This is a genomic window from Plebeiibacterium marinum, from assembly GCF_026013615.1.
Lineage (GTDB): Bacteria > Bacteroidota > Bacteroidia > Bacteroidales > Marinilabiliaceae > Saccharicrinis > Saccharicrinis marinus_A.
The window spans coordinates 240,380-261,165 of record NZ_JAPDPI010000002.1 but is presented as its reverse complement, the minus strand read 5'-3'; the positions used below and the strand labels follow the sequence as shown (position 1 = coordinate 261,165).

Genomic DNA, 20,786 nt, shown 5'->3' with positions numbered 1-20,786 from the left:
AAAACGTATTCAACCAGGTAACAGAATTGTTGAAGTAACAAATCGAAAGATTTTATATATTGTAAAGCAATCCCGTATGGGGTTGCTTTTTTTATGCCTTAATTTTGATGTTAATTTGCTTATGAAAAGAGTTGTTGTTTTTTCTGGTGCAGGAATGAGTGCGGAGAGTGGTATTATGACTTTTAGGGATATGGGTGGACTTTGGGAGCAATATGATATAACCGAAGTGGCAAGTCCTGTAGCCTGGGAACATACCCCTGAATTGGTAATGGACTTTTATAACCAAAGGCGGAAGCAGCTGTTTGAATGTGTGCCCAATAAAGGACATGAGTTAGTTGCAAAGCTTGAATCTTTTTTTGATGTTTCGGTGGTGACCCAAAATGTAGATGATCTTCATGAAAGAGCCGGTTCCTCGAAAGTATTGCATTTGCATGGAGAACTAAAGAAAGTCAGGAGTACAATTGATCCTTCTTTGGTTTATGAAATGAAAGAATGGGAACTGAAATTTGGGGATTGTTGTGAAAAAGGGAGTCAGTTGCGGCCCCATATTGTTTGGTTTGGAGAGTCTGTTCCCAATATGGAGAAGGCTGTTAGTATCATCCAAAAGGCAGATGTAGTAATTGTAGTTGGGACTTCGTTAAATGTATATCCTGCAGCAGGATTGATAGATTATGTTGGAAACAAAGTGCCAATCTATGTAGTTGATCCCGGAATGCCTGCCTATCAGTTACGTAATAATATTACTCATATTCAAAAAAGAGCATCGCAAGGCATGGAGGTTCTTTTTGATGTTTTTGGAATCGGGTTTTAATTGGCGGCATAAGCTAAAGTGATAATGCTTAGACCTGAAATTTCTGCTAAATGAAGAGCTGTGGCACAAGCCTCAAGAGTTGCCCCTGTTGTTAATACATCATCTATTAAGAGTATTTTTTTGCCTTTTATTTTGGAACTATTCCTTAATTCATAGATGTTTTCTGCATTTTTCCATCTTTCAAATCTGTTTTTTTTAGTTTGCGTACTAGTGTTGAGTGTTTTAAACAGGATGTCTGTTTCTACAGGAATTTTTGTGATTTTGCTAATCCCATTTGAGATAATTTCACTTTGGTTGTATCCTCTTTTATTGAGTTTTGCAGGGTGTAATGGTACCGGTATGATATAGTCAATTGTGGAAAACAGGTTGCTTTCTGATAAGTTATGGGCTATCATTTTGCCCATTTCTTCTGCTAATGCAATGTTGTTTCTGTATTTTATAGAATGAAGAATTTGCTTTGTTTTATCTCCTTTTGTGTATAGCAATAATGAAGTTGCTTTATCTATTGGGGTTCTGCCCCAAAATGTCATTTCCACAGGATTTTTATTTACCAGGTGGAAATTGGTCAGAGGAAGGTCTTTTATGCAGAGAGTACATATTAGTGTTTCATGGCTAAATAAACCTCGTCCACATATAGAACATACTTTGGGAAAAAATAATCGTGCAAAACTCTTTAAGTAAGTCATTTGTAAAATAGGGTTAAGATTAATTTTATAAAGGTAACAATTTATTAAAAAAGCTATAAAATGTTGTTAACAAATACATAACATTGCTTCTGTACTTTTGTGTTGTACCTAACAGGATAATAATTTAAAAAGACATTATAATGAAATTAAGAGTTTTGATAATAGTTTTAGTGGCTATTGTTGGTTTAAGTAGCTTTAAAGGTGAAAAATCAGAGAAGAACAGTGCCCCTGTTGCAACAACTACATTAAATGGTGTTGTGGTTGATGAAATTACTGGTGAAACATTGGCTGGTGTAGAAGTTGTTCTGGTCGAAATAAATCAGAAGGCCTATACTGATTTTGATGGGAATTTTACTTTTGAAAATGTACCGGTAGGAGAGTGTTCAATCTGTGCTAAGATGATATCTTACCAAGATGAGAAAATAGAAGGGATTAAAGTTGAATCAGAAAAAGAGAGTCCTGTCGGTATCGGTATGAATCAGGTAAATTAATAATTAGTTAATATATAACAAAATGGGTCATCTTTAATAGATGGCCTTTTTTGTTGTATGTCAATAGGGTAAGTTCCTAAGTGTTAAATTAATGTAAAACTTAACATTGAAAATTTGGTTATAAAGTAACTATAATGTTAATTTGTCGTTAACAAAGATACACATAGGGAAAGTTTAATTACATCAACGGATGTGATTTTTAAGGGAGGCTTTTATTAACGTTTTAAATTTAAAAGCCATGAGAATATTAATTACATTGTTGGTTTTAGTTAGTCTGGTGACAACTAGCCAATCTCAGTTGATTGTTGAAGATGGATTGTATTACAACAAAAGCGGAGAACTTTACTCCGGAACATATGTGGAATACTATCCAAGTGGAAATAAAAGAGTGGAAATGACCGTAGTTGAGGGGAAAAAACAAGGTGTTTCTACCTATTATTTTGATAACAAATTAAAACAGGAAGTTCGTTCTTATAAGGACAATGAAATGGATGGCCTCTGGGAAACATGGAATGAAAAGGGAGTAAAATTAGGAGTTGCCAGCTATAAGAATGGCACAAAACACGGCAAATGGTATATTTATGATGAAGCCGGTATTTTACGTTATGACATGGAGTATAAGGAAGGTGAAAAAGTTGGAACCTGGAAGATTTTTGATGAGAACGGAAAGTTAGAAAAGGAAAAAAAATATTGAAATTAAATCAGGTATATTGAAAGGAGGTTGATTGTTTTCAGCCTCCTTTTTTATGTATACACACAGTAAAATATAGCCTGTATTAAGAAAGGCTTTCCTTTACAGCTTGATTGAGGAAGTCGTTGTAAGGTTTCATTAGTTTATATATTCTGGAAAGAGATTGATTTATTCTGTTTGATTCGATTTGCTCATCGTTTATATTATGAACCAGTGCGTATGATTTAGGCCTTATGTATTCGATGTTAGGATCATCCTTTGAAAAACCTTTAGGGGCAGTTTTTACTCTTTCTCCCCATACTTCTGTAAAATTTTTCTTAAAGTTTTTCTCTTCTATAATATGTTTGTACTCTTCAATATTTTCCATTATCAACTCCCTAACTGTCTTCAGGGTATTTGGCTGAGGGCAATATATTCCACCTGCTGCAAAACTGTTATCGGGTTCCAGGTGTAGGTAATAGCCAGCATAGGGGCTTTTACGACCTCCATGGGCAATGTATGCCCCAAAATTATTTTTATACGGAAGTTTGTCTTTCGAAAAACGCACGTCTCTATATATCCTGAAAATACAATCTTTGGCGTGGGGATGACCAATTTTTGGATCGATATTATGGATTATCCCGATTAGATAATTGATGTATTCTTCAAATGCATCTTTGGCTTGCTGGTATTTTTCTTTGTTTTCGTTGAACCAATCTTTATTGTTGTTTACAGTTAGTTCTTTAAGAAATTCAAATATAATAGGAGGTATCATGATAGAGTGCTTTAAAATTATATTATACAATTTAGGAGTAATCTGCTAATAAGCCAAATCTTTAATTAGTTCTATTGTTAGTTCACAAACGTTTTTAATTTTTTTGTAATCAAGTTTGTTGTATGTGTCTTTAGGTGTGTGGTAGTTTGGGCTTAATCCGTTGAATATAAATAGGGCCGGGATATTGTGCTTTATGAAATTGGCCTGATCCGACATTCTTAGAAATTTTTGGGCCATGGTTTTGTCGTGTTTATAATGGTCTATGTTTAAAAAGAAATGTTTGTTATTAATGCTGTCTATCTTATGCATTAAAAAGTAGCTTGTTTTTTCAGGGCCATAAGCGTAAATATAATTGGGGTCTTTTTTGTGCATGGGATCTGTGTTTCCGATCATGTCAAGGTTGATGTTTGCTATGGTTTTGTTTAGTGGGTGAGGTGGGTTAGATACAAAGTACCTGGAGCCAAGTAGTCCAGATTCTTCTGCTGAGAAGAAGGCGAAAAGTATATTGTGTTTTGGTCGTGTTTGGGATTGTGAAAGTTGTTTGGCTATTTCAAGCAACGCAGCCACACCTGAAGCATTGTCGTTGGCACCAGGATTTATTTTACCATATCGAATTCCTATATGATCGTAATGTGCTGATATTATGATGGTGCTGTCGCCTTTTGTGCCTTTGATCTGAGCCAGGATGTTGGCTGGGTTTATTGTTGTATTTTCTTCTGAAACGACTGCTGTAACTAGGAGAGAATCAGTCTTTAATGATTCGTCTATGAGCTTGGATGTAGAAGGGCTTAGGTAATATGTTTTAATATTCTGTTTTGTGAGTAAAGGTGAATTGAGGTCATTATTAATTCCTGATCCATTTGTGTTGGTTAATTTTTCAAACTCTATACTTGATTCTTGTTTTACAAAAATGGCTTTGGTTTGTGGAGATTTGATTTTGTTTAATTGATTTATATGGTTAATTAATATAGCGTGATCTGTTAGTATTTTGTTATTGTTTGTTTGCTGGTAATGGTATAGGGGGAGTTGGTATGTTTTGTTTGTATTTTGGTTAAGGGTGTAATAATCTTTTCCATAATGTAGAGTGTCATTTTTGAGTATTAGTAAACATGTATCCGGGCGGAGCATTTTTTGTGAATTCAGGGAAAACTCCTGTCGATAAACATTGTTTATGGGATTAAGGTTTAATATATTGACTTGAGATAGTATATAGTTTTCTGCCAGTTTGATTCCGTCAGTTCTTATTCCTCTTCCTTCAAAATTTTTGCTTGATAGTTTTTTAACATGTTTTTTTAATGTTTTTTCGCTAATCTGAGCTTTGTTGTTTTGTGAAATGAAAAATAATAAAATCAGTAGAAAATAAGTAAGTTGCTTATGTATAATAAAGTTCATCTATATATTTGTTTGAGTTTGCAATGTGAATTGTTGAGTGTTATTATGTTCTTGAAATGTAAATAATAAAAATAGTAATTTTATCGGGAGTTTTTAAAATGATATGTTGATGAAAAAAGCAGTGGTTATTGTTGCAGGTGGTTCAGGAAGTAGGATGAATAGTGATATACCCAAACAATTTTTGGAATTGGGAGGCAAGCCTGTTTTAATGCGTACGATTGAACGTTTTGTTGAGTATGATCCTGCAATAGAAATTGTGTTGGTGCTGCCAAAAGATCAGGTTTCATATTGGGATGGTTTATGCGAAAAATATGGTTTCACACAAAGTTATAAATTGGCCTTTGGCGGAGAAACTCGCTTTGAGAGTGTGAGGAACGGATTGGAATCGCTAAAAGAAGAATGTCTTGTAGGAGTGCATGATGGTGTCAGGCCTTTTGTTTCTGACCAAACACTCGACAACTGTTATGGGCTGGCTTTAGAATGTGATTCTGCTATACCTGTTGTTGATGCCATAGAGTCTATTAGGATTTTGGATGAAGGATCTAGTAAGGCTGTTGATAGGGACTTGTATAAAATGGTGCAAACTCCTCAGGTTTTTAAATGCTCTATGCTTAAAAAATCATACCAAGAACCCTATCAGAAAATTTTCACCGATGATGCCAGTGTGTTTGAGTACTTTGGCTATCCAATTTTTCTGGCAAAAGGAAATCGGGAGAATATAAAATTGACTACCCCTATGGATCTTGTCTTTGGAGAAGCTTTAATTGGTAAGTTGTGAATAAATATTTGGCAGATTTGATGATCGCCCATGACAGTATCAGGGTAAATATTATTATTGCTCCTGAAGGCAGGTTGAAAAAATAAGAACCTACCAGCCCTGTTAGTACTCCCCAAAAGCAAAATGATATTGAAATAAAAATCATTTTTTTGAAGTCGTTTGTGAAAATCCCTGCAATGGACTGGGGTATTGTGAACATAGATAATACAAGAATAATTCCTGCAACTCTAATGCTCATCACTATTGTGAGTGCAAGTATTGCTGAGATGATATATCTGATTGCAGACGTGTTGAATCCTTGTGTTTTAATGTAGTCTATATCAAATGCTGTATAAAGAATAAGTCGGTAGAATAGTATGGTGCCAAGTGTTACAACGATGCTTATTACTAGCATTGATAAAATATCAGCAGTTGTAACTGTTAGGATGTTGCCAAATAAAAAGCTCATCAAATTCGGGGAATATCCGGGGGTGAGAAATACGAATATGATTCCAATGGCCATGCCTAGTGACCAAAGTATGGCTATGGCTGAGTCTTCCCTAATTTGGGCCTTTTGGGTGCTCCATTCTATTCCAAGAGCCGAGATTATTGCAAAAAAGGCAGCGCCAATAAATGGATTTAATCCTAGAAAGTAGGCTAAGCCTATACCTCCAAAGGAGGCATGTGTGATTCCTCCGCTAATGAATACTGTTTTGCGTGAGACGATATACGTCCCTGCTATGCCAGCAGCTATACTGGTGAGCAGTCCTGCAATTATTGCATTGGTGAAGAATGAATATTGAAGTAATGAAAATATTTCGTTCATGATAAATAGCTAATGATTCTTGAGCACGCGATGGGGTATTTTGCCATGAGTGATTAATTCAATCGGACAATTATATGTTTTAAGAATTTCTTCTGAGATTTTATTTGAATTATGATAGTGCAATTGTTCGTTAACACATGCAATTGTTTTTACCAGAGAGGATATTGTTCCAATATCATGCGAAACTAGTAATATTGCCATATGAGTGTTGAACTCTAACAGATGGTTGTATAATTCGTTTTCAAAATTCTTGTCAACAAATGTGTTGGGTTCGTCTAATATTAATACTTTAGGATTGTTGATAATTGCCCTGCATAGAAAAACTCTTTGCATTTGTCCTCCCGATAGGTTTGATATTGAAGAGTTATACAATTTTTTTAACCCCATCTTTTCAAGCAGATATATAGCTTTTTCTTTATCATCCTTTGAAAAACGTTTAGTTACACTTGCGTTCATCATTCCAGATAAAACAACGTCAATGATTTTTATCGGGAAATCCTTGTCAAAAGAATTTATCTGGGGTAGATAACCTATGTTATTTTGATTATTATTCGGAAAATTATAGGAAATAGTTCCTTTTTGAGGTGATAGTAATCCTAATATTGCCTTTAGCAATGTCGATTTGCCGCCTCCATTTGGACCGATAATGCCAATAAAATCGTTCGGAAAAATATCCATTGAGACATCTTTTAGAACCATTTTGCCTGGAGTGTACCCTGCGTAAACGTTTTTTAATGATATGAGGGAATGTGGTGTGTTCATTTATTCAGGGCTTTGACAAGGTTGTTTAAAAGTGTCCTCATTTCTTGTTCATAGTTTTCTTTTAGTGGGTGTACTTCAATTATTTCTATATTGAGTTCTTTAGCAATTATTTCTGCATTTCTTTTATCAAACTCCTCTTGTACAAAAATGGCTTTTATATTTTGGTTTTTAATTGTTTGTATTATTTCGGATAGCCATTTTGCACTGGGTTCTTTCCCTTTGTGTTCAATTGAAATCTGTTGTATTCCATAGTCTCTGGCTAAATAAGTGTATGCCGGATGGAATATAATAAAGCTTTGTCCTTTATATGGGCGTAGTGTTTCTTTGTATAAGGAATCAAGGCTATTAAGTTCTTTTTCTAATCTTTTGGAATTTTGTAAGATTTCCTTTTCCAATTCAGGAATATACGATGTTAGGATCTTAGTTGTGTTATAGAGTAATTTCTTCATTGTTTTTGGAGATGTCCATATGTGAGGATCTATTCCTCCTTTATGGATGTGATCGCCGTGAACAAAGTCGTCTTCTCTGATGAAATTGATTCCTTCTGACGTGTTTTCTAATTTTAGTTGTGGGTTTATGTCTGAAAATTTGTCGATCCAGGCCTGTTCAAATCCAATGTTGCCAATTTGAAGATATAGGAACGATGTATTTAGATTTTTGATTTGATTTGGTGTTGGTGAATAGGTTGCCGGGCTGTAACCTTTTGTTACCATGGTTGTTATTTTGAAATCAGAGGGGAGTAGATTGGAGACCATATGTTTTTGAGGTAATAAACTTACAGTTACGTGTTTCCTATCTACATCTTGATTGTTACATGATGCAATTGTTAAAAATAAGATTATGTGTAAAGTGTGTATATAGTAATTCTTCATTGCTTTAGTATATATTTTATGCTTATGGATTCTTTTATATTGAGTCAAGTAAAATTATTTGAAACCCTGCTATTTTGTGGATCTTGTCTTTTAATAATTACTCATGATACTACAGTTTTATTAATGTTATACAAATATATTATATGTAACAATGAATGTGTATTAATGTTGTGTTTAAAAACATATAAAAAATATATGATAAATAACTTAGGTTTTGCAAACAATACTTTAAAACCCATGTTTATAGTAGAAATAAAACATATTAAATAAATATAATAAAGTTATTATGAATGTTGATAAAATTGTATGTCCTATATCAGGTAAGAGGGTTAGTGTAAATGTGCCACGCTTGAATGCGTTGGTTGTAATTGGTTTTACAGCGGCGTATCTGCTTAGTAATGAGGTGTGGATTATAGGGTTTTTAGTTCTTGATTTCACATTGAGGGGTTGTGGTTTAGAAAAGTTTAGCTTGGTTGCAAGATTATCTAATTATATGGATAAAATAGTGTTTCCTGGTAATAAGAATATGATTGACGTGTCTCCAAAAATATTTGCAGCCAGATTGGGGTTGATGGTCACATTTTTTGTAGTTGCATTTCATCTGATGGGAATAGGTCAAATTGCACAAATACTTGCATCAATGCTGGTGCTGTTTGCGTTTTTGGAATGTTTCCTGAATTTTTGTGTGGGATGTTGGGTTTTTACCCTATTTGTGAAACCATTTTATTCCGTTGAACCTTTGGAGTAAAGATTAAGATTTTCCGAAAAGTTGGAATATTTCATTCATGTATGTTTTAGAAACCGGAACTTCAATAAGTGGGTTTGTATCTATTTCAAGAATGTGCCCTCCTCTTTCTCTTCGGATTACTTTGATTTTGTCAAAATTAACCATGTATGACCGATGACACCTGGTTATAGGGTGGTATTTAAAGTTTTGCTCTAATTTTTTTATTGTGTTTCTCAACAGAAACTTGGTGACGCTACCATTTTTTTGGTAGAATATGGTTACATAGTTGTCTGATCCTTTTAAATAAAGGAAGTCATCCATCTTAATTGAAATTCTCATGGTGCCTTTTTCGTCATGAAATGGTGCCATGGTTTTTGAATCAATCTCAATTCCTTCTTCTGTTAACTCCTTTATCCTGTGGCTTTTGTCCTGCCATGAGAAATAGAGCCAAAGCACAGCGTAAGGCAAGAGCAATACGAGTGCTGTGTTTTGTACCGAGGCTTTAAATACTTCATGGTAACTGCGGCTATCTGTTTTGATAAATACAGATTCGTAGATAGTGAAGAACATTGCCATAAAGAAAACTTCGAAGGCTATTATGATAAGAAAAGCCCATAGCTTTGTTTTGGTCTCTTTTTTATTGTATTGGTATAAAAGAACCCTGGAAATTACTGCAACTAATACTCCTGTAAGAATAATCAGGCTTGAATAGATAAAAAGTTCTTGTGATTTTAGGTCGAGTCCAAACCAGTTGCGTACATCAAATGGAGAGTATAGGTTTATAAAGAGCAAAGCAAATCCTGCTGTAAAAAGAATGAGTTTAATACTATTCTTTTTTGAAACTAAATAGCCTGGTATTTTCTGACTTAAATCCATTTGAGCACGAAAATAGCTATAAAACTTTTACGACAGTCTTTTATTTAGGTAAAAAAATAAAAAAGTGTAAAATTTTATATTGCTAAAACTGTCCCTGATATGCGAAATTCATCCCACAATGCCTGTTTTTAGACCAATGCATAGGGTATAATACCTTTTTGTTGGAGTTCTCTCATCAGTTTTGTTGGTTTGTAATGTAAACGCAAAAAGCATTTGTGTTTTGTTATAATATGATTCCTTTTTTGGGGAATGTTATAATAAGAATGATTGAAAAAATAACTACTATTTTTTTACCCTTTTCGATTTTGCTAGTGCAAAAAGAAGCTGTTACCAAAACGTTGGAACAGCTTTTTTTATGTACTCAGATTAGTAAAATTATTAAAAGGAAGTTTTGTGAGTGTGTTGATGCAAATTATTAATATCAATTATCATTCAGATTATGCTAAAAGACACAAAACTCCCTTAAAATTTTAAGCATGAGAATGATATGCTATTTTCATAATTGTGGGTTGTACCAATCTTTCAAAATCACTAAACTTCATTTGGATTAACAAGCTGTGTGTACAGGCATTAAATGCTATAAAAACGTCTTCTTTTAATGCCTCTGCAACATAAACAGGCATGTCGTAAAGGTTTCCAAATGGGGGCATGGCACCAACCTCGCAATTTTCAAACAGGTCTTTGAATTCTGTTTCTGTAGCCAGGCGGAGGTGTTTACCTCCTGTAGCCATTTTTAGTAAACCCATGTCAATCTGCATATCACCCGGGAGAACAACCATACACATTTGATTGTCGATTTTCATGATTACGGTTTTTGCAATTTCTTTACCCGAAATATGAACATCGGCAGCTGTTCTTTGTGCTGTGTATGTTTTATGATGTACTATCTTATTAAAAGATACATCATTGCTGCGAAGAAAAGTTTCAACTCTTGATAATGGCATAATATTCCTCCTTTTAAAATTTTGAAGAATCTATAAGTTAAGGAATTTATTGAGCAAAGTAAAGTTTTTGCAGGTTTTATTTGGTTGATGATGAAGTGGGAGTTTTAATAATTGTTGAAAGAGTTGTAGATAAAGCAAACTTCCTGTAGTGATTACAGGAAGTTTATGTGCGATTCAGTAATTTGAGAGTGCATTTCTTAGTGAATCAAACCTTGAGTCATAATCAATTGCTGATAATTTAATAATTTCCCGAGCTTCTTCTGCATTATAGATATGTGTAATTTCACAGTCAGCATCTAATCCGGGCATATCTTTGTATGTTAAGAAATAGTGTTTTAACCTGTTTACAACTAATTCTGGTAACTGGTCTATGTCAGTAATGTCACCATAAACTATGTCCCCCTTTAATACTGCTATTATTTTATCATCAGCCTGGTTGCCATCTATCATCCTGAATCCTCCAATAGGAATAGCGACTGCCAGGATGTCTCCATGTGGAACATCTTTTTCGGTCAATACACAAATGTCAAGCGGATCACCATCACCTTCAATGCCTTCTCTTCCTGATTTTTGAGAGCAAAACTCACCTATTTTTTGTCCGCAAAATGTTTGGGGTATAAAACCATATAATGCAGGAACTACGTTTGAATATTTTTGGGGGCGATCAATTTTTAAGTATCCTGTGGTTTTGTCTATTTCATATTTGATGGTGTCGGTGGGAACAACCTCTATGAAGCTTGTTACAATCTTGGGGGCTTCGGGTCCTATGTTTATGCCATGCCATGGGTGCGATTTGTAACGAAGTCCCATCAATCTCCCAATGGGATCCATGAGGCTGTTTGTGGTAAATTCATCTGCCATATATTAAGCTTTTAATATGTAAAGATCACAAAAGTAGTTACTTCCTTTCAAATAATATATGATTGCTTAGCCCAGCCATCCAGCTTTGTCTAGATTTCTATAGTTTACCGCCTCTGCCATATGGTGGGATTGTATTTGTTCTTGTTCGTCAAGGTCTGCAATTGTCCTGGCTACCTTTAAAATTCTATCATAGGCACGGGCTGAGAGGTCAAGTTTTTCCATGGCATGTTTAAGAATATTCATCGCATTGTCTTCTGGCTGTGCATATTTTCTTTGAAGTTTAGATGTCATTTGTGCATTGCAGTGGATTTTTTCTTCATTCTTGTACCTGTTTTCCTGAATCTTTCTGGCTTTGATTACCCTTTCTCTAATGTTTAAACTTTTTTCAGATGTTGTTGCGTTGCTGAGTTCTTTAAATGGAACCGGAACAACTTCAATTTGTATATCGATCCTGTCCAATAAAGGTCCGGAAATTTTACTAAGATATTTTTGAACAACTCCCGGGCTGCAAACACATTTTTTTTCAGGGTGGTTGAAGTAGCCACATGGGCATGGATTCATGCTGGAAACTAACATAAAGCTAGCCGGATAGTCTACGCTGAACCGCGCTCTTGATATACTTATTACCCGATCTTCCAGGGGTTGCCTCATTACCTCAAGCACTGTCCTCTTAAATTCAGGAAGCTCGTCAAGGAAAAGTACGCCATGGTGGGCTAAAGAAATTTCACCAGGCTGAGGAAAGCTGCCGCCGCCAACTAAAGCAACATCACTGATGGTGTGGTGGGGCGATCTGAAAGGTCTTTGGGTAATAAGAGATGTGTCATTCTGTATTTTTCCAGCTACAGAATGTATTTTGGTTGTTTCAAGTGCTTCGTTTAGAGTCAGTGGGGGTAAAATTGAAGGCAGCCTTTTTGCAATCATTGATTTTCCGGCCCCCGGGGGACCAATCATTATTAAATTATGGCCTCCTGCCGCAGCGATCTCCAGGGCGCGTTTTACTGATTCCTGTCCTTTAACGTCAATAAAATCCAGATCGTTGTTCAGCTGCTGCTTGTAGAATTCTGTTTCGGTGTTTACCTTAATTGGACTAGCATCTAAATCTTCATTCAGAAAGCCTGCTACCTCCGTGATGTTTTCCATTCCATATACCTCAATGCCTTCTACAACTGCTGCTTCACGGGCATTTTGTATGGGTAGGATAATCCCCTTAAATCCTTCTTCTTTTGCTCTAATGGCTATGGGTAATATGCCTTTTACGGGCTGTAAACTCCCGTCAAGGGATAGCTCTCCCATCATCATATATTTGCTGAGGTTTTCTCCGGATATCTGGTTTGAAGCTGCAAGGATACCGATGGCCAGTGGTAAATCGTATGATGAACCTTCTTTTCTGATGTCGGCTGGAGCCATGTTTATTACAATTTTTTTACCTGGCCATTTAAATTTGCTCACGTTTAAGGCCGATTGCATACGTTGTTGGCTTTCTTTCACGGCGTTGTCGGGGAGTCCGACTAAAAAGAATTTTATTCCTTGAGATAGATTTACTTCTATGGTAATGGTTACAGCATCAATACCTGTTACAGTAGCTGCATATGTTTTAACTAGCATGTTGTTTTGTTTATAGGTTGCTTTAGTTGAAAGCTTTTAATTGTTATTAAATTAGCGATTGTTTTATTGGGAGCTGAAGTGCTGTTTAGATATTAGAAATTTGATTTCTAAATCAAGTAGAAATATGTTACTACAACAAAAAATATTCGATGAATCATAATGATTGTATGGATTAGAGCCTGAATGTGACGCTAATGTATAAATATTTTCATAATTCTCAAAAAAATATTGTTAACATAAGGGGTTGGTGCATATTGCTTTGCAGTGGTGGTTTGGAAAAAGATAATTTTATTGAGTGAGTTGGCGAAATATGGTTTCTATGTTTTGCTGTTCAAGTGTAAGTGTTAATATCTTATGGTTGTTTGATACAGACCAGTCAAAAATATCTTCCCTGATGTCGGATGTGGTGCTAATTATATATTTATATTCAGAAATCGGGTCAATGTTCAAGATGCTATTAATTTTCCTAAGATCGTCTGGATTAATGGGTTTGGTGAATTCGCATTTTATGATGTAATTGTTGTCGGTTGATAAACTGCTTAGGTTGTTGGCTTTTTCGTTGGCTATGATCTCTCCTTTTTTTATTATGATAACTCTTTCGCAAATAGCCTGCACCTCTTGCATAATATGAGTGGAAAGCATGATGGTTTTGTGTTGGCCAACTTTTTTAATAAGCTCCCTGACTTCAATTATCTGGTTTGGATCCAGTCCGGTAGTTGGTTCGTCTAATATCAATACTTCGGGATCTGGTAATAAGGCCTGAGCCAAACCAACCCGTTGTCTATAACCTTTTGATAGCGACCCAATCTTTTTTTTGCATTCAGGTCTTAATCCGGTAAGGTCTATCGCTTCTTCTACTTTTGTTTTTGATGTTCTTCCAAGCTTGTATATGCCGGCAATATGTTTAAGATACTCTTTAACGTACATATCAAGGTACAAAGGATTGTGTTCGGGTAAGTAGCCAATTCTTTTCCGGTAGTCCAGAGAGTTGTCCGAAACATCCATGCCGCATACCTTAACAGTGCCTGCTGTTTGTGGCAGGTATCCTGTAATTATTTTCATCATTGTAGATTTTCCAGCTCCATTGGGACCAAGAAATCCTACGACTTCGCCTGAATTTATTTCAAAAGAAACATTGTTTAAAGCTTTTTGTGTTCCGAATGTGCGAGTTACTTGAGATACAGAAATGGACATGAAAAATTGTTTTGGGGTAAAGTTAATAAGCCTTGATAAATTATTCATCTGCTCGCATATAAAAATTCTTACTTTTGCAGATAAACAAATACTTTGGATAATGACTAAAGAAAAATACTGCATTGATTTATTTCGATATAAAAGATATGAAACATCAGAAGTAACCGTTGGAACTATTAAAATTGGTGCCGAAAACCCGATTGTTGTGCAATCAATGACTACAACAAATACTAATGATACCAATGCTACAGTTAGTCAGATAAAATGTATTTGTGATGCAGGAGGTCAGTTGGTTAGGATGACGACGCAAGGTAAAAAAGAGGCCCTTAATCTTGAGTTTATAAAAAGGGATTTGTTGAAAGATGGTTATAACGTCCCTTTGGTTGCAGATGTGCATTTTAATACGAGTGCTGCTTATATTGCTGCCGAGCATATAGAGAAGGTGAGAATAAATCCCGGTAATTTTGCTGATGGGGCCAAAAGGTTTGCAGATATTGCCTATACTGATGAATCTTATAGTGAAGAGGTCCTGCAGATTAAGGATAAGCTAATCCCATTATTGAATATTTGTAAAAAGAGGGGAGTTGCATTGCGAATTGGTACTAACCATGGCTCTTTGTCGGATAGGATTATGAGTCGTTATGGTGATACTCCGATAGGTATGGTTGAAAGTTGTATGGAATATCTTCGCATATGTAAAAGTGAAGATTTTTTTAATATAGTTTTGAGTATAAAAGCAAGTAATGCACGAATTATGGTGCATACTGTTCGACTTTTGGTTCAGAAGATGTTTGAGGAAGATATGTGTTTCCCTTTGCATCTGGGTGTTACTGAAGCAGGTGAGGGAGAGGATGGTAGGATCAGATCGGCCGTTGGAATAGGTGCCTTGCTGGCTGATGGTATTGGAGATACTATCAGGGTTTCACTTACCGAAAATCCTGAGAATGAAATTCCTGTAGGAAGGAAAATTGTAGAGTATATTAGGGCAAGGAAAAATCATGAAGCTATCCGTAAAATAGAAGATTCGGCTTACAGTCCTTTTGCCTATGAAAGAAGGAAAAGCAGAAGTCTCAGGAATGTCGGTGGGGATAATATTCCTGTAATAATAGGTAGGAATAGGCCAGGAGATGATCCTGTTGATTTTGAAATAGGTGATTCCAATAATAAAAAGAGTATTGATTTTTCAGGTATAGTCACCTTAAAGAGATGGGAGGAGATGAAACGTGATGAAAGGTTTTTCCCGTTTATGACTTTTAGAGAGTTTCTTGATGTGGGTAAAGTGCATAATGAATTGCAGTTTGTCTCAATAACCTATTCTCAATTGAATAGTCAAGTGATTGAAAGTTTGAAAAAGGCCGATAGTGTGGTGCTTGTCTTGAAGTGTGAAACATCCAATAATGTTGCAGAGCAAAGGGCTGCCTTTATGTTTTTGCAACATCATCACCTTGATAATCCGGTTGTATTATATAAAAGTTATAAAGGAGTGTTTGGTAAAGAAACACAAATTGAAGCAGCTTGTGATTTAGGACCTTTGTTTCTGGATGGATATGGAGATGGGATTTGGATTGATGCCGATGATGAGGAAGCGTCAATAGTCAATTCTACAATGTTGTCTATATTGCAGGCTGCAAGAGTCCGTTTTTCAAAACCCGATTACATTTCATGCCCGGGTTGTGGTCGGACGCTTTTTAATTTGCAAGAAACTACCGCCATGGTGAAAAAACGGACAGCTCATCTTAAAGGGCTGAAGGTAGCGGTAATGGGTTGTATAGTTAATGGACCAGGAGAGATGGCAGATGCAGATTATGGGTATGTAGGTTCAGCGTTTGGAAAAGTTACCTTATATTACCAGAGACAGATAGTTAAAAGAAATATTCCTGAAGAAGATGCTGTTGATGAGTTGGTGCAGTTGATAAAGGAAAAGGGAGATTGGGTTGAACCGTGTCGTTAAGATTGTTTGTCAAATAAAAAGATGCGACTATCAGAAAATTAATGCTTTTTGTATAAAAAAGTTATGAATTTATAATGGGTTAAAAGAAATAATGTATTTTTATTCCTAGTATGTGGTAAATTTTTGTTGCAATCAATATTATGTTTTTTTATATTGCATTGCCTAAGTAAACCCTTTTGTAAATCAATGAAACGACTTTTATTATTTTGTTCTTTTATTGCATTATTCGCAATAAATATAAATTCTCAGGAAATAGTTTTAAACGGGACTTTCCAGGGAGATAACTTATTTGTTAAAAATCCCTTTTCGCCTAGCGGTGTGGGGTTTTGTGTATATGAAGTTAATGTAAATGGTTTAACTTCCACAGATGAAATCAATTCAAGTGCTTTTGAGATTGACTTAAGTGTGTATGGTTTTCAGGTAGGAGAAGAGGTTACCGTGTCAATTAAGTATAAGGAAAATTGCTTGCCAATAGTTTTAAACCCAGAGGTGTTAAATGCCAGGGCCACATTTGAAATAACAAAACTAGAAGTAACAGATGGTAAAGTTAAATGGGCAACAATAAAAGAAGCTGGAAGATTGCCTTATGTGGTTGAGCAGTTTCGGTGGAATAAATGGATTGAGGTTGGTCGTGTGAGTGGGAAAGGGATTGTGGCTGAGTGTTTTTATGATACTCCTGTTAGAATACATTCAGGAGAGAATAGATTTAGAGTGAAACAAACCGACTATAGGGGCAAGGCCAGATATTCTGATGAAATAACGGTTTCTTCAGAGAAGCCTGTTGTTACTTATGCTCCAGCCAGGGTGGATGATGAGTTGGTTTTTTCTGCCAATACCATGTATGAAATCTACGATGAATACGGGGGTATTGTTTTTAAAGGTTTCGGAGATAAAATAAAAGTAGGAAGCTTGCAAAAAGGGAAGTATTATCTAAATTATGATAATGATTTAGGGACATTTGTTAAAAAATAACTGCAAGAATAGTTTAAAATATAGGGCTGGATAATTTTTATCCGGCTTTTTTTATGAAATAATAGTGAAAATGATGGCCTTTATTTGTGTAGCGGTCAAAATTTATTGGATTAACCATTTTCAATATTAAACAATTGATTAATTTTACAGCCTCAAAAATTGTAAAATAAAATGGAACAAATTCGCAGAACAAAAGTGGCTGCTATTCTTCGAGATACAGAATACGGCAAAGAAGTAAATGTAAAAGGATGGGTAAGAACACGTCGGGGAAATAAGTTTGTTAATTTTATCGCTCTTAATGATGGTTCATCTATTCATAATTTACAGATTGTTGCAGATGTTCCAAAGTTTAGTGAAGAGCTTATTAAGAGAATTACTACAGGATCGGCAATCTCGGTTACTGGCGTTTTAGCCGAGTCTTCCGGAAGCGGGCAATCAGTTGAAGTGCAGGCAACAAATATTGAGGTTATTGGTGATTGTAATGCAGATGAATATCCTTTGCAGCCTAAAAAGCATTCGTTAGAATTTTTAAGGGATATTGCGCACTTAAGGTTTAGGACGAATATTTTTGGGGCAATAACCAGGGTTCGCCATTCTATGATTTTTGCTGTTCATAAATTCTTTTCTGAAAAAGGTTTTTATAATATTCACACTCCAATTATTACAGCATCGGATGCAGAAGGTGCTGGTGAAATGTTTAGGGTAACAACCCTGGATGTGAATAATATTCCGAAAACAGAAGATGGGATAGTGGATTTTTCACAGGACTTTTTTGGTAAGTCAACCAATTTAACTGTTTCAGGGCAGTTAGAGGGCGAGTTGGCCGCTTTGGCTATGTCAGAAATTTATACGTTTGGGCCAACCTTTAGGGCAGAGAATTCCAATACGGCCCGTCACCTTGCTGAATTCTGGATGATAGAACCTGAGATGGCATTCTATGATTTGGATGATAATATGGATTTGGCAGAAGAATTTACAAAGTATTTGTTGAATTATGCCTTGGATAACTGTAAAGAGGATCTTGAGTTTTTAAGCAATCGCCAGCAAGAAGAAGAGAAAAATAAGAAGGCTGAAGATCGTTCAATGGAATTGATTGAAAAGCTAAAGTTTGTGGTGGAGAATGATTATGTGCGCCTGACTTATTCGGAGGCAATTGATATATTAATGAACTCCAAACCTCATAAGAAAAACAAATTTCAATACCCTATTACGGGATTTGGTAGTGATTTGCAGGCGGAGCATGAGCGTTATTTGGTTGAAAAACATTTCAAAAAGCCTGTTATTCTTACGGATTACCCTATGTCGATTAAGGCATTTTATATGAAACAGAGTGATGATGGTAGAACGGTTAGGGCTATGGATGTATTGTTTCCTCAAATTGGTGAGATTATAGGGGGGTCGCAACGTGAAGAGAGTTATGATAAACTCTTGGAACGCATGAGAGTGCTTGATCTTCCTGAAAAAGAAATGTACTGGTATTTAGATACTCGTAGGTTTGGGTCTGTACCTCATAGTGGTTTTGGTTTAGGCTTTGAGCGTTTAATGTTGTTTGTGTCCGGAATGGGTAACATCAGGGATGTAATTCCTTTTCCACGAACACCAAAGAATGCAGAATTTTAAGAAAGTACTACATTAGATATGTAAAGCCATCTCAATTTGAGGTGGCTTTCTTTTTGTGTTTAATAAATTGTAAATTTGGTTGGTTTAAAACAGATTCATGATGCTGGTTTTTAGAATTTATGTGATTTTACTGATGCTTGTAGTCACCAATAGTTATGCCGATTTTATAGATAGCATCCATGGTGAGTTGCACCTGCTTTCCGGAAATAAGAAATTGGATATGCTTTATGAATTAGCCATGGAAAAGGTGCAGACTGATCCTGAAGTTTGCGAGCAAATAGCTAATGAGTTATTGGAAAGGTGTGGTGAAGAGCAGTTTGTTTATAAAGGATTGGCATATCATGCTTTAGGTGAAATGTATTATTATAAAGAAATGTATGCAGAAGCATTGGAAAAATATGTTTTGGCAGAGCCTTTCTTTCTCAAGTCTAAAGATAGTGTGAGGATTTCTGCCAATTATAGTAATAAAGGATTAATGTATTACTATAGGGCAGATTACGATAGAGCTGCTTTGTGTTATGAAAAGAGCTTGGCTATAGATGAAGTTTTGAATGACAGTGTGGGAATTGCAAAAGCTTGTCAGAATCTTGGATTGATTTTTTCTGAAGGAGGTAGTATTGAGTTACAAAGGGAGTATTATGAAAGGGCTGGTGAGATTTACAAGGAGTTGGATGATGTGCGCTCCTCTGCAGATATATATCTTAATTTAGGTGTTTCTTGCTCAAGGGTGGAGGATTATAAGCGAGCTAAACGGTATTATAAGAAGGCCCTTGGTATCTATGAAGATATTGGTGATAGTAGCAGGATTGCTTCAATACAAAACAATCTGGGTTGTGCGTTTATGAATGAAGGGGATTATGTTGTGGCTGAGAATTATTTCAATAAATCAAGGGATATATTTCAGGCTTTGGGTGAGAAAATGGGGATGGTGTACGCGTTAACTGGGTTGGGTGATTTGTATGCCCAAAAAGGGATGCAAAATAAGGCAGTTGAATTATATAAAAAATGTGAGGAGATTAATGAAAGTATAGGGATATTAGGTACGCAGCAAGAGAATTTGATGGGGCTGTATGAGGCCTATAAAAAAATGGGCAGGTATAAAGAAGCTGTACGGGTTTTGGAGGATTATTATGCGCTTAGGGATAGTGTTTTTAATGAGGCTCAAATAAGCAAGATGAATGAGCTGGAAAGTAAGTACCTCTTTCAGAAGAGTCAGAACGAAGTATCTGAATTGACGGCAAGGAATCGATTGTATGTAATATTAATTATCGTTATTGCTTTTTTGTTTCTGCTGGGGGTAGCTTATGCAGTATATTACCATCATACCAGGAAATTGCAAGAGAAGCAGCGTCTGTTGCGCCTTGAACAAAAAGTGTTAAGGACACAGATGAATCCACATTTTATTTTTAACTCCTTGTCTGCAATACAATGTTATGTTTTAGATAATAAGGTTTCTGATGCGGTGGATTTTTTGGCAGATTTTGCTGGCTTGATGCGGATGGTGTTGCAATATTCGCAAGATGAGTATATTTCGTTGGAACAGGAGTTGGAGATATTGGAATTCTATATTAATCTACAAAACAGGCGGTTTGGTGAGAGGATTAGTTATGATATTGTTGTTGATGGAAGTTTGGATAATGCTAAAACCTTGATCCCTCCCATGTTGGCACAACCTTTTATTGAAAATTCTTTTGAACATGGAGAATTGTATAAGAGAGAGGGGGGCAGTATTTCTGTCAGGTTTGAAAGATGTAATGGATCAATCCATTACTGCATAGAAGATAATGGGATTGGTCTGGATGTGTCAATGGATAAGAAGGTGGGGAGCACTAAAAAACACAAATCTCTAGCTATGAAGATCACCAGAGAGAGGTTGGGGCTTATAAATCAGAGTAATAGTAATAAGGTTGGATTGATGGTAGAGGATAGGAATAAGTATGGGGAAGAGGGGACTCGTGTGTTATTTACTATTCCGTATAGGGAGATGGGGTGAT

20 protein-coding genes are annotated in these 20,786 nt (G+C 35.7%); 9 read left to right on the top strand and 11 right to left on the bottom strand.

Going from position 1 to position 20,786, the window contains the following annotated elements; genetic code table 11:
• The coding region (locus OM074_RS02390; protein WP_363320195.1) for an SIR2 family NAD-dependent protein deacylase at positions 1-811 on the top strand (811 nt) is incomplete at its 5' end.
• Here OM074_RS02390 and OM074_RS02385 read toward each other — a convergent pair.
• Complete coding sequence (locus OM074_RS02385) at positions 808-1,341, bottom strand: ComF family protein (RefSeq protein WP_301197674.1); 534 nt, start codon at positions 1,339-1,341, stop codon at positions 808-810. The two genes, OM074_RS02390 and OM074_RS02385, sit on opposite strands and share 4 nt — an antisense overlap.
• Before the next feature lie 296 nt (positions 1,342-1,637).
• Here OM074_RS02385 and OM074_RS02380 point away from each other — a divergent pair, with 296 nt between their 5' ends.
• Positions 1,638-1,988, top strand: a complete 351-nt coding sequence (locus OM074_RS02380) for a carboxypeptidase-like regulatory domain-containing protein (RefSeq protein WP_301197673.1) — start codon at positions 1,638-1,640, stop codon at positions 1,986-1,988.
• A gap of 238 nt (positions 1,989-2,226) precedes the next feature.
• A complete protein-coding gene (locus OM074_RS02375) occupies positions 2,227-2,682 on the top strand; it encodes a toxin-antitoxin system YwqK family antitoxin (protein ID WP_301197672.1) in 456 nt (151 codons plus the stop codon).
• 82 nt (positions 2,683-2,764) lie between these two features.
• On the opposite strand, the gene OM074_RS02370 is transcribed toward OM074_RS02375, so the two are convergent.
• Both OM074_RS02370 and OM074_RS02365 read right to left on the bottom strand, forming a co-directional pair.
• Entirely contained in the window at positions 2,765-3,433 is a 669-nt protein-coding gene (locus OM074_RS02370) for a DUF2461 domain-containing protein (RefSeq protein WP_301197671.1), read from the bottom strand.
• A 45-nt stretch (positions 3,434-3,478) separates the two neighbouring features.
• Positions 3,479-4,825, bottom strand: a complete 1,347-nt coding sequence (locus OM074_RS02365; RefSeq protein ID WP_301197670.1) for a M28 family metallopeptidase — start codon at positions 4,823-4,825, stop codon at positions 3,479-3,481.
• 109 nt (positions 4,826-4,934) lie between these two features.
• Between OM074_RS02365 and OM074_RS02360 the strand changes: the two genes are divergently transcribed.
• The gene (locus OM074_RS02360; RefSeq protein ID WP_301197669.1) at positions 4,935-5,603 is read left to right on the top strand and encodes a 2-C-methyl-D-erythritol 4-phosphate cytidylyltransferase; all 669 of its coding nucleotides are present in this window, start codon (positions 4,935-4,937) and stop codon (positions 5,601-5,603) included.
• Here the strand turns inward: OM074_RS02360 and OM074_RS02355 are convergent.
• Genes OM074_RS02355 through OM074_RS02345 form a run of 3 tightly spaced genes read right to left on the bottom strand, consistent with a single transcriptional unit; the run spans position 5,560 to position 8,042 of the window.
• Positions 5,560-6,408, bottom strand: coding sequence for a metal ABC transporter permease (locus OM074_RS02355; RefSeq protein WP_301197668.1), 849 nt, complete (start codon positions 6,406-6,408; stop codon positions 5,560-5,562). The two genes, OM074_RS02360 and OM074_RS02355, sit on opposite strands and share 44 nt — an antisense overlap.
• A gap of 9 nt (positions 6,409-6,417) precedes the next feature.
• Positions 6,418-7,107: a metal ABC transporter ATP-binding protein gene (locus tag OM074_RS02350; RefSeq protein WP_435873438.1), complete on the bottom strand. Its 690-nt coding sequence runs from the start codon at positions 7,105-7,107 to the stop codon at positions 6,418-6,420.
• 59 nt (positions 7,108-7,166) lie between these two features.
• On the bottom strand, positions 7,167-8,042 hold the full coding sequence (locus OM074_RS02345; protein ID WP_301197666.1) for a metal ABC transporter solute-binding protein, Zn/Mn family: 876 nt from the start codon (positions 8,040-8,042) through the stop codon (positions 7,167-7,169).
• Positions 8,043-8,328: 286 nt separating this feature from the next.
• Between OM074_RS02345 and OM074_RS02340 the strand changes: the two genes are divergently transcribed.
• Complete coding sequence (locus OM074_RS02340; RefSeq protein ID WP_301197665.1) at positions 8,329-8,790, top strand: DUF4395 domain-containing protein; 462 nt, start codon at positions 8,329-8,331, stop codon at positions 8,788-8,790.
• 3 nt (positions 8,791-8,793) lie between these two features.
• Here OM074_RS02340 and OM074_RS02335 read toward each other — a convergent pair whose 3' ends face one another.
• From OM074_RS02335 to gldA, 5 genes are all read right to left on the bottom strand, one after another.
• On the bottom strand, positions 8,794-9,645 hold the full coding sequence (locus OM074_RS02335) for a LytR/AlgR family response regulator transcription factor (protein ID WP_301197664.1): 852 nt from the start codon (positions 9,643-9,645) through the stop codon (positions 8,794-8,796).
• 470 nt (positions 9,646-10,115) lie between these two features.
• Positions 10,116-10,589, bottom strand: a complete 474-nt coding sequence (locus OM074_RS02330; RefSeq protein ID WP_301197663.1) for an aminoacyl-tRNA deacylase — start codon at positions 10,587-10,589, stop codon at positions 10,116-10,118.
• 174 nt (positions 10,590-10,763) lie between these two features.
• Positions 10,764-11,450 (bottom strand): inorganic pyrophosphatase, encoded by a 687-nt coding sequence (locus OM074_RS02325; RefSeq protein ID WP_301197662.1) that lies wholly within the window; start codon positions 11,448-11,450, stop codon positions 10,764-10,766.
• 66 nt (positions 11,451-11,516) lie between these two features.
• On the bottom strand, positions 11,517-13,055 hold the full coding sequence (locus OM074_RS02320; RefSeq protein WP_301197661.1) for a YifB family Mg chelatase-like AAA ATPase: 1,539 nt from the start codon (positions 13,053-13,055) through the stop codon (positions 11,517-11,519).
• A gap of 288 nt (positions 13,056-13,343) precedes the next feature.
• Complete coding sequence (gene gldA, locus OM074_RS02315; RefSeq protein WP_301197660.1) at positions 13,344-14,249, bottom strand: gliding motility-associated ABC transporter ATP-binding subunit GldA; 906 nt, start codon at positions 14,247-14,249, stop codon at positions 13,344-13,346.
• 100 nt (positions 14,250-14,349) lie between these two features.
• On the opposite strand from gldA, the gene ispG reads away from it, so the two are divergent.
• The 4 genes from ispG to OM074_RS02295 all read left to right on the top strand — a co-directional run bounded on the left by ispG (position 14,350) and on the right by OM074_RS02295 (position 20,785).
• A complete protein-coding gene (gene ispG / locus OM074_RS02310; RefSeq protein ID WP_301197659.1) occupies positions 14,350-16,200 on the top strand; it encodes a (E)-4-hydroxy-3-methylbut-2-enyl-diphosphate synthase in 1,851 nt (616 codons plus the stop codon).
• Positions 16,201-16,386: 186 nt separating this feature from the next.
• Entirely contained in the window at positions 16,387-17,172 is a 786-nt protein-coding gene (locus tag OM074_RS02305) for a hypothetical protein (protein ID WP_301197658.1), read from the top strand.
• A gap of 171 nt (positions 17,173-17,343) precedes the next feature.
• Positions 17,344-18,792 (top strand): asparagine--tRNA ligase, encoded by a 1,449-nt coding sequence (gene asnS, locus OM074_RS02300; protein ID WP_301197657.1) that lies wholly within the window; start codon positions 17,344-17,346, stop codon positions 18,790-18,792.
• A gap of 97 nt (positions 18,793-18,889) precedes the next feature.
• Entirely contained in the window at positions 18,890-20,785 is a 1,896-nt protein-coding gene (locus OM074_RS02295; protein WP_301197656.1) for a tetratricopeptide repeat-containing sensor histidine kinase, read from the top strand.
• Position 20,786: the final 1 nt, after the last annotated feature.

Coding starts and splice junctions, on each gene's coding strand:
- OM074_RS02375 (WP_301197672.1), top strand. CDS start 2,227: ATGAGAATATTAATTACATTGTTGGTTTTAGTTAGTCTGGTGACAACT.
- ispG (WP_301197659.1), top strand. CDS start 14,350: ATGACTAAAGAAAAATACTGCATTGATTTATTTCGATATAAAAGATAT.
- OM074_RS02295 (WP_301197656.1), top strand. CDS start 18,890: ATGATGCTGGTTTTTAGAATTTATGTGATTTTACTGATGCTTGTAGTC.
- OM074_RS02355 (WP_301197668.1), bottom strand. CDS start 6,408: ATGAACGAAATATTTTCATTACTTCAATATTCATTCTTCACCAATGCA.
- OM074_RS02345 (WP_301197666.1), bottom strand. CDS start 8,042: ATGAAGAATTACTATATACACACTTTACACATAATCTTATTTTTAACA.
- OM074_RS02340 (WP_301197665.1), top strand. CDS start 8,329: ATGAATGTTGATAAAATTGTATGTCCTATATCAGGTAAGAGGGTTAGT.
- OM074_RS02380 (WP_301197673.1), top strand. CDS start 1,638: ATGAAATTAAGAGTTTTGATAATAGTTTTAGTGGCTATTGTTGGTTTA.
- OM074_RS02385 (WP_301197674.1), bottom strand. CDS start 1,341: ATGACATTTTGGGGCAGAACCCCAATAGATAAAGCAACTTCATTATTG.
- OM074_RS02350 (WP_435873438.1), bottom strand. CDS start 7,107: ATGGTTCTAAAAGATGTCTCAATGGATATTTTTCCGAACGATTTTATT.
- OM074_RS02330 (WP_301197663.1), bottom strand. CDS start 10,589: ATGCCATTATCAAGAGTTGAAACTTTTCTTCGCAGCAATGATGTATCT.
- OM074_RS02365 (WP_301197670.1), bottom strand. CDS start 4,825: ATGAACTTTATTATACATAAGCAACTTACTTATTTTCTACTGATTTTA.
- OM074_RS02360 (WP_301197669.1), top strand. CDS start 4,935: ATGAAAAAAGCAGTGGTTATTGTTGCAGGTGGTTCAGGAAGTAGGATG.
- OM074_RS02305 (WP_301197658.1), top strand. CDS start 16,387: ATGAAACGACTTTTATTATTTTGTTCTTTTATTGCATTATTCGCAATA.
- OM074_RS02335 (WP_301197664.1), bottom strand. CDS start 9,645: ATGGATTTAAGTCAGAAAATACCAGGCTATTTAGTTTCAAAAAAGAAT.
- OM074_RS02370 (WP_301197671.1), bottom strand. CDS start 3,433: ATGATACCTCCTATTATATTTGAATTTCTTAAAGAACTAACTGTAAAC.
- OM074_RS02320 (WP_301197661.1), bottom strand. CDS start 13,055: ATGCTAGTTAAAACATATGCAGCTACTGTAACAGGTATTGATGCTGTA.
- asnS (WP_301197657.1), top strand. CDS start 17,344: ATGGAACAAATTCGCAGAACAAAAGTGGCTGCTATTCTTCGAGATACA.
- OM074_RS02325 (WP_301197662.1), bottom strand. CDS start 11,450: ATGGCAGATGAATTTACCACAAACAGCCTCATGGATCCCATTGGGAGA.
- gldA (WP_301197660.1), bottom strand. CDS start 14,249: ATGTCCATTTCTGTATCTCAAGTAACTCGCACATTCGGAACACAAAAA.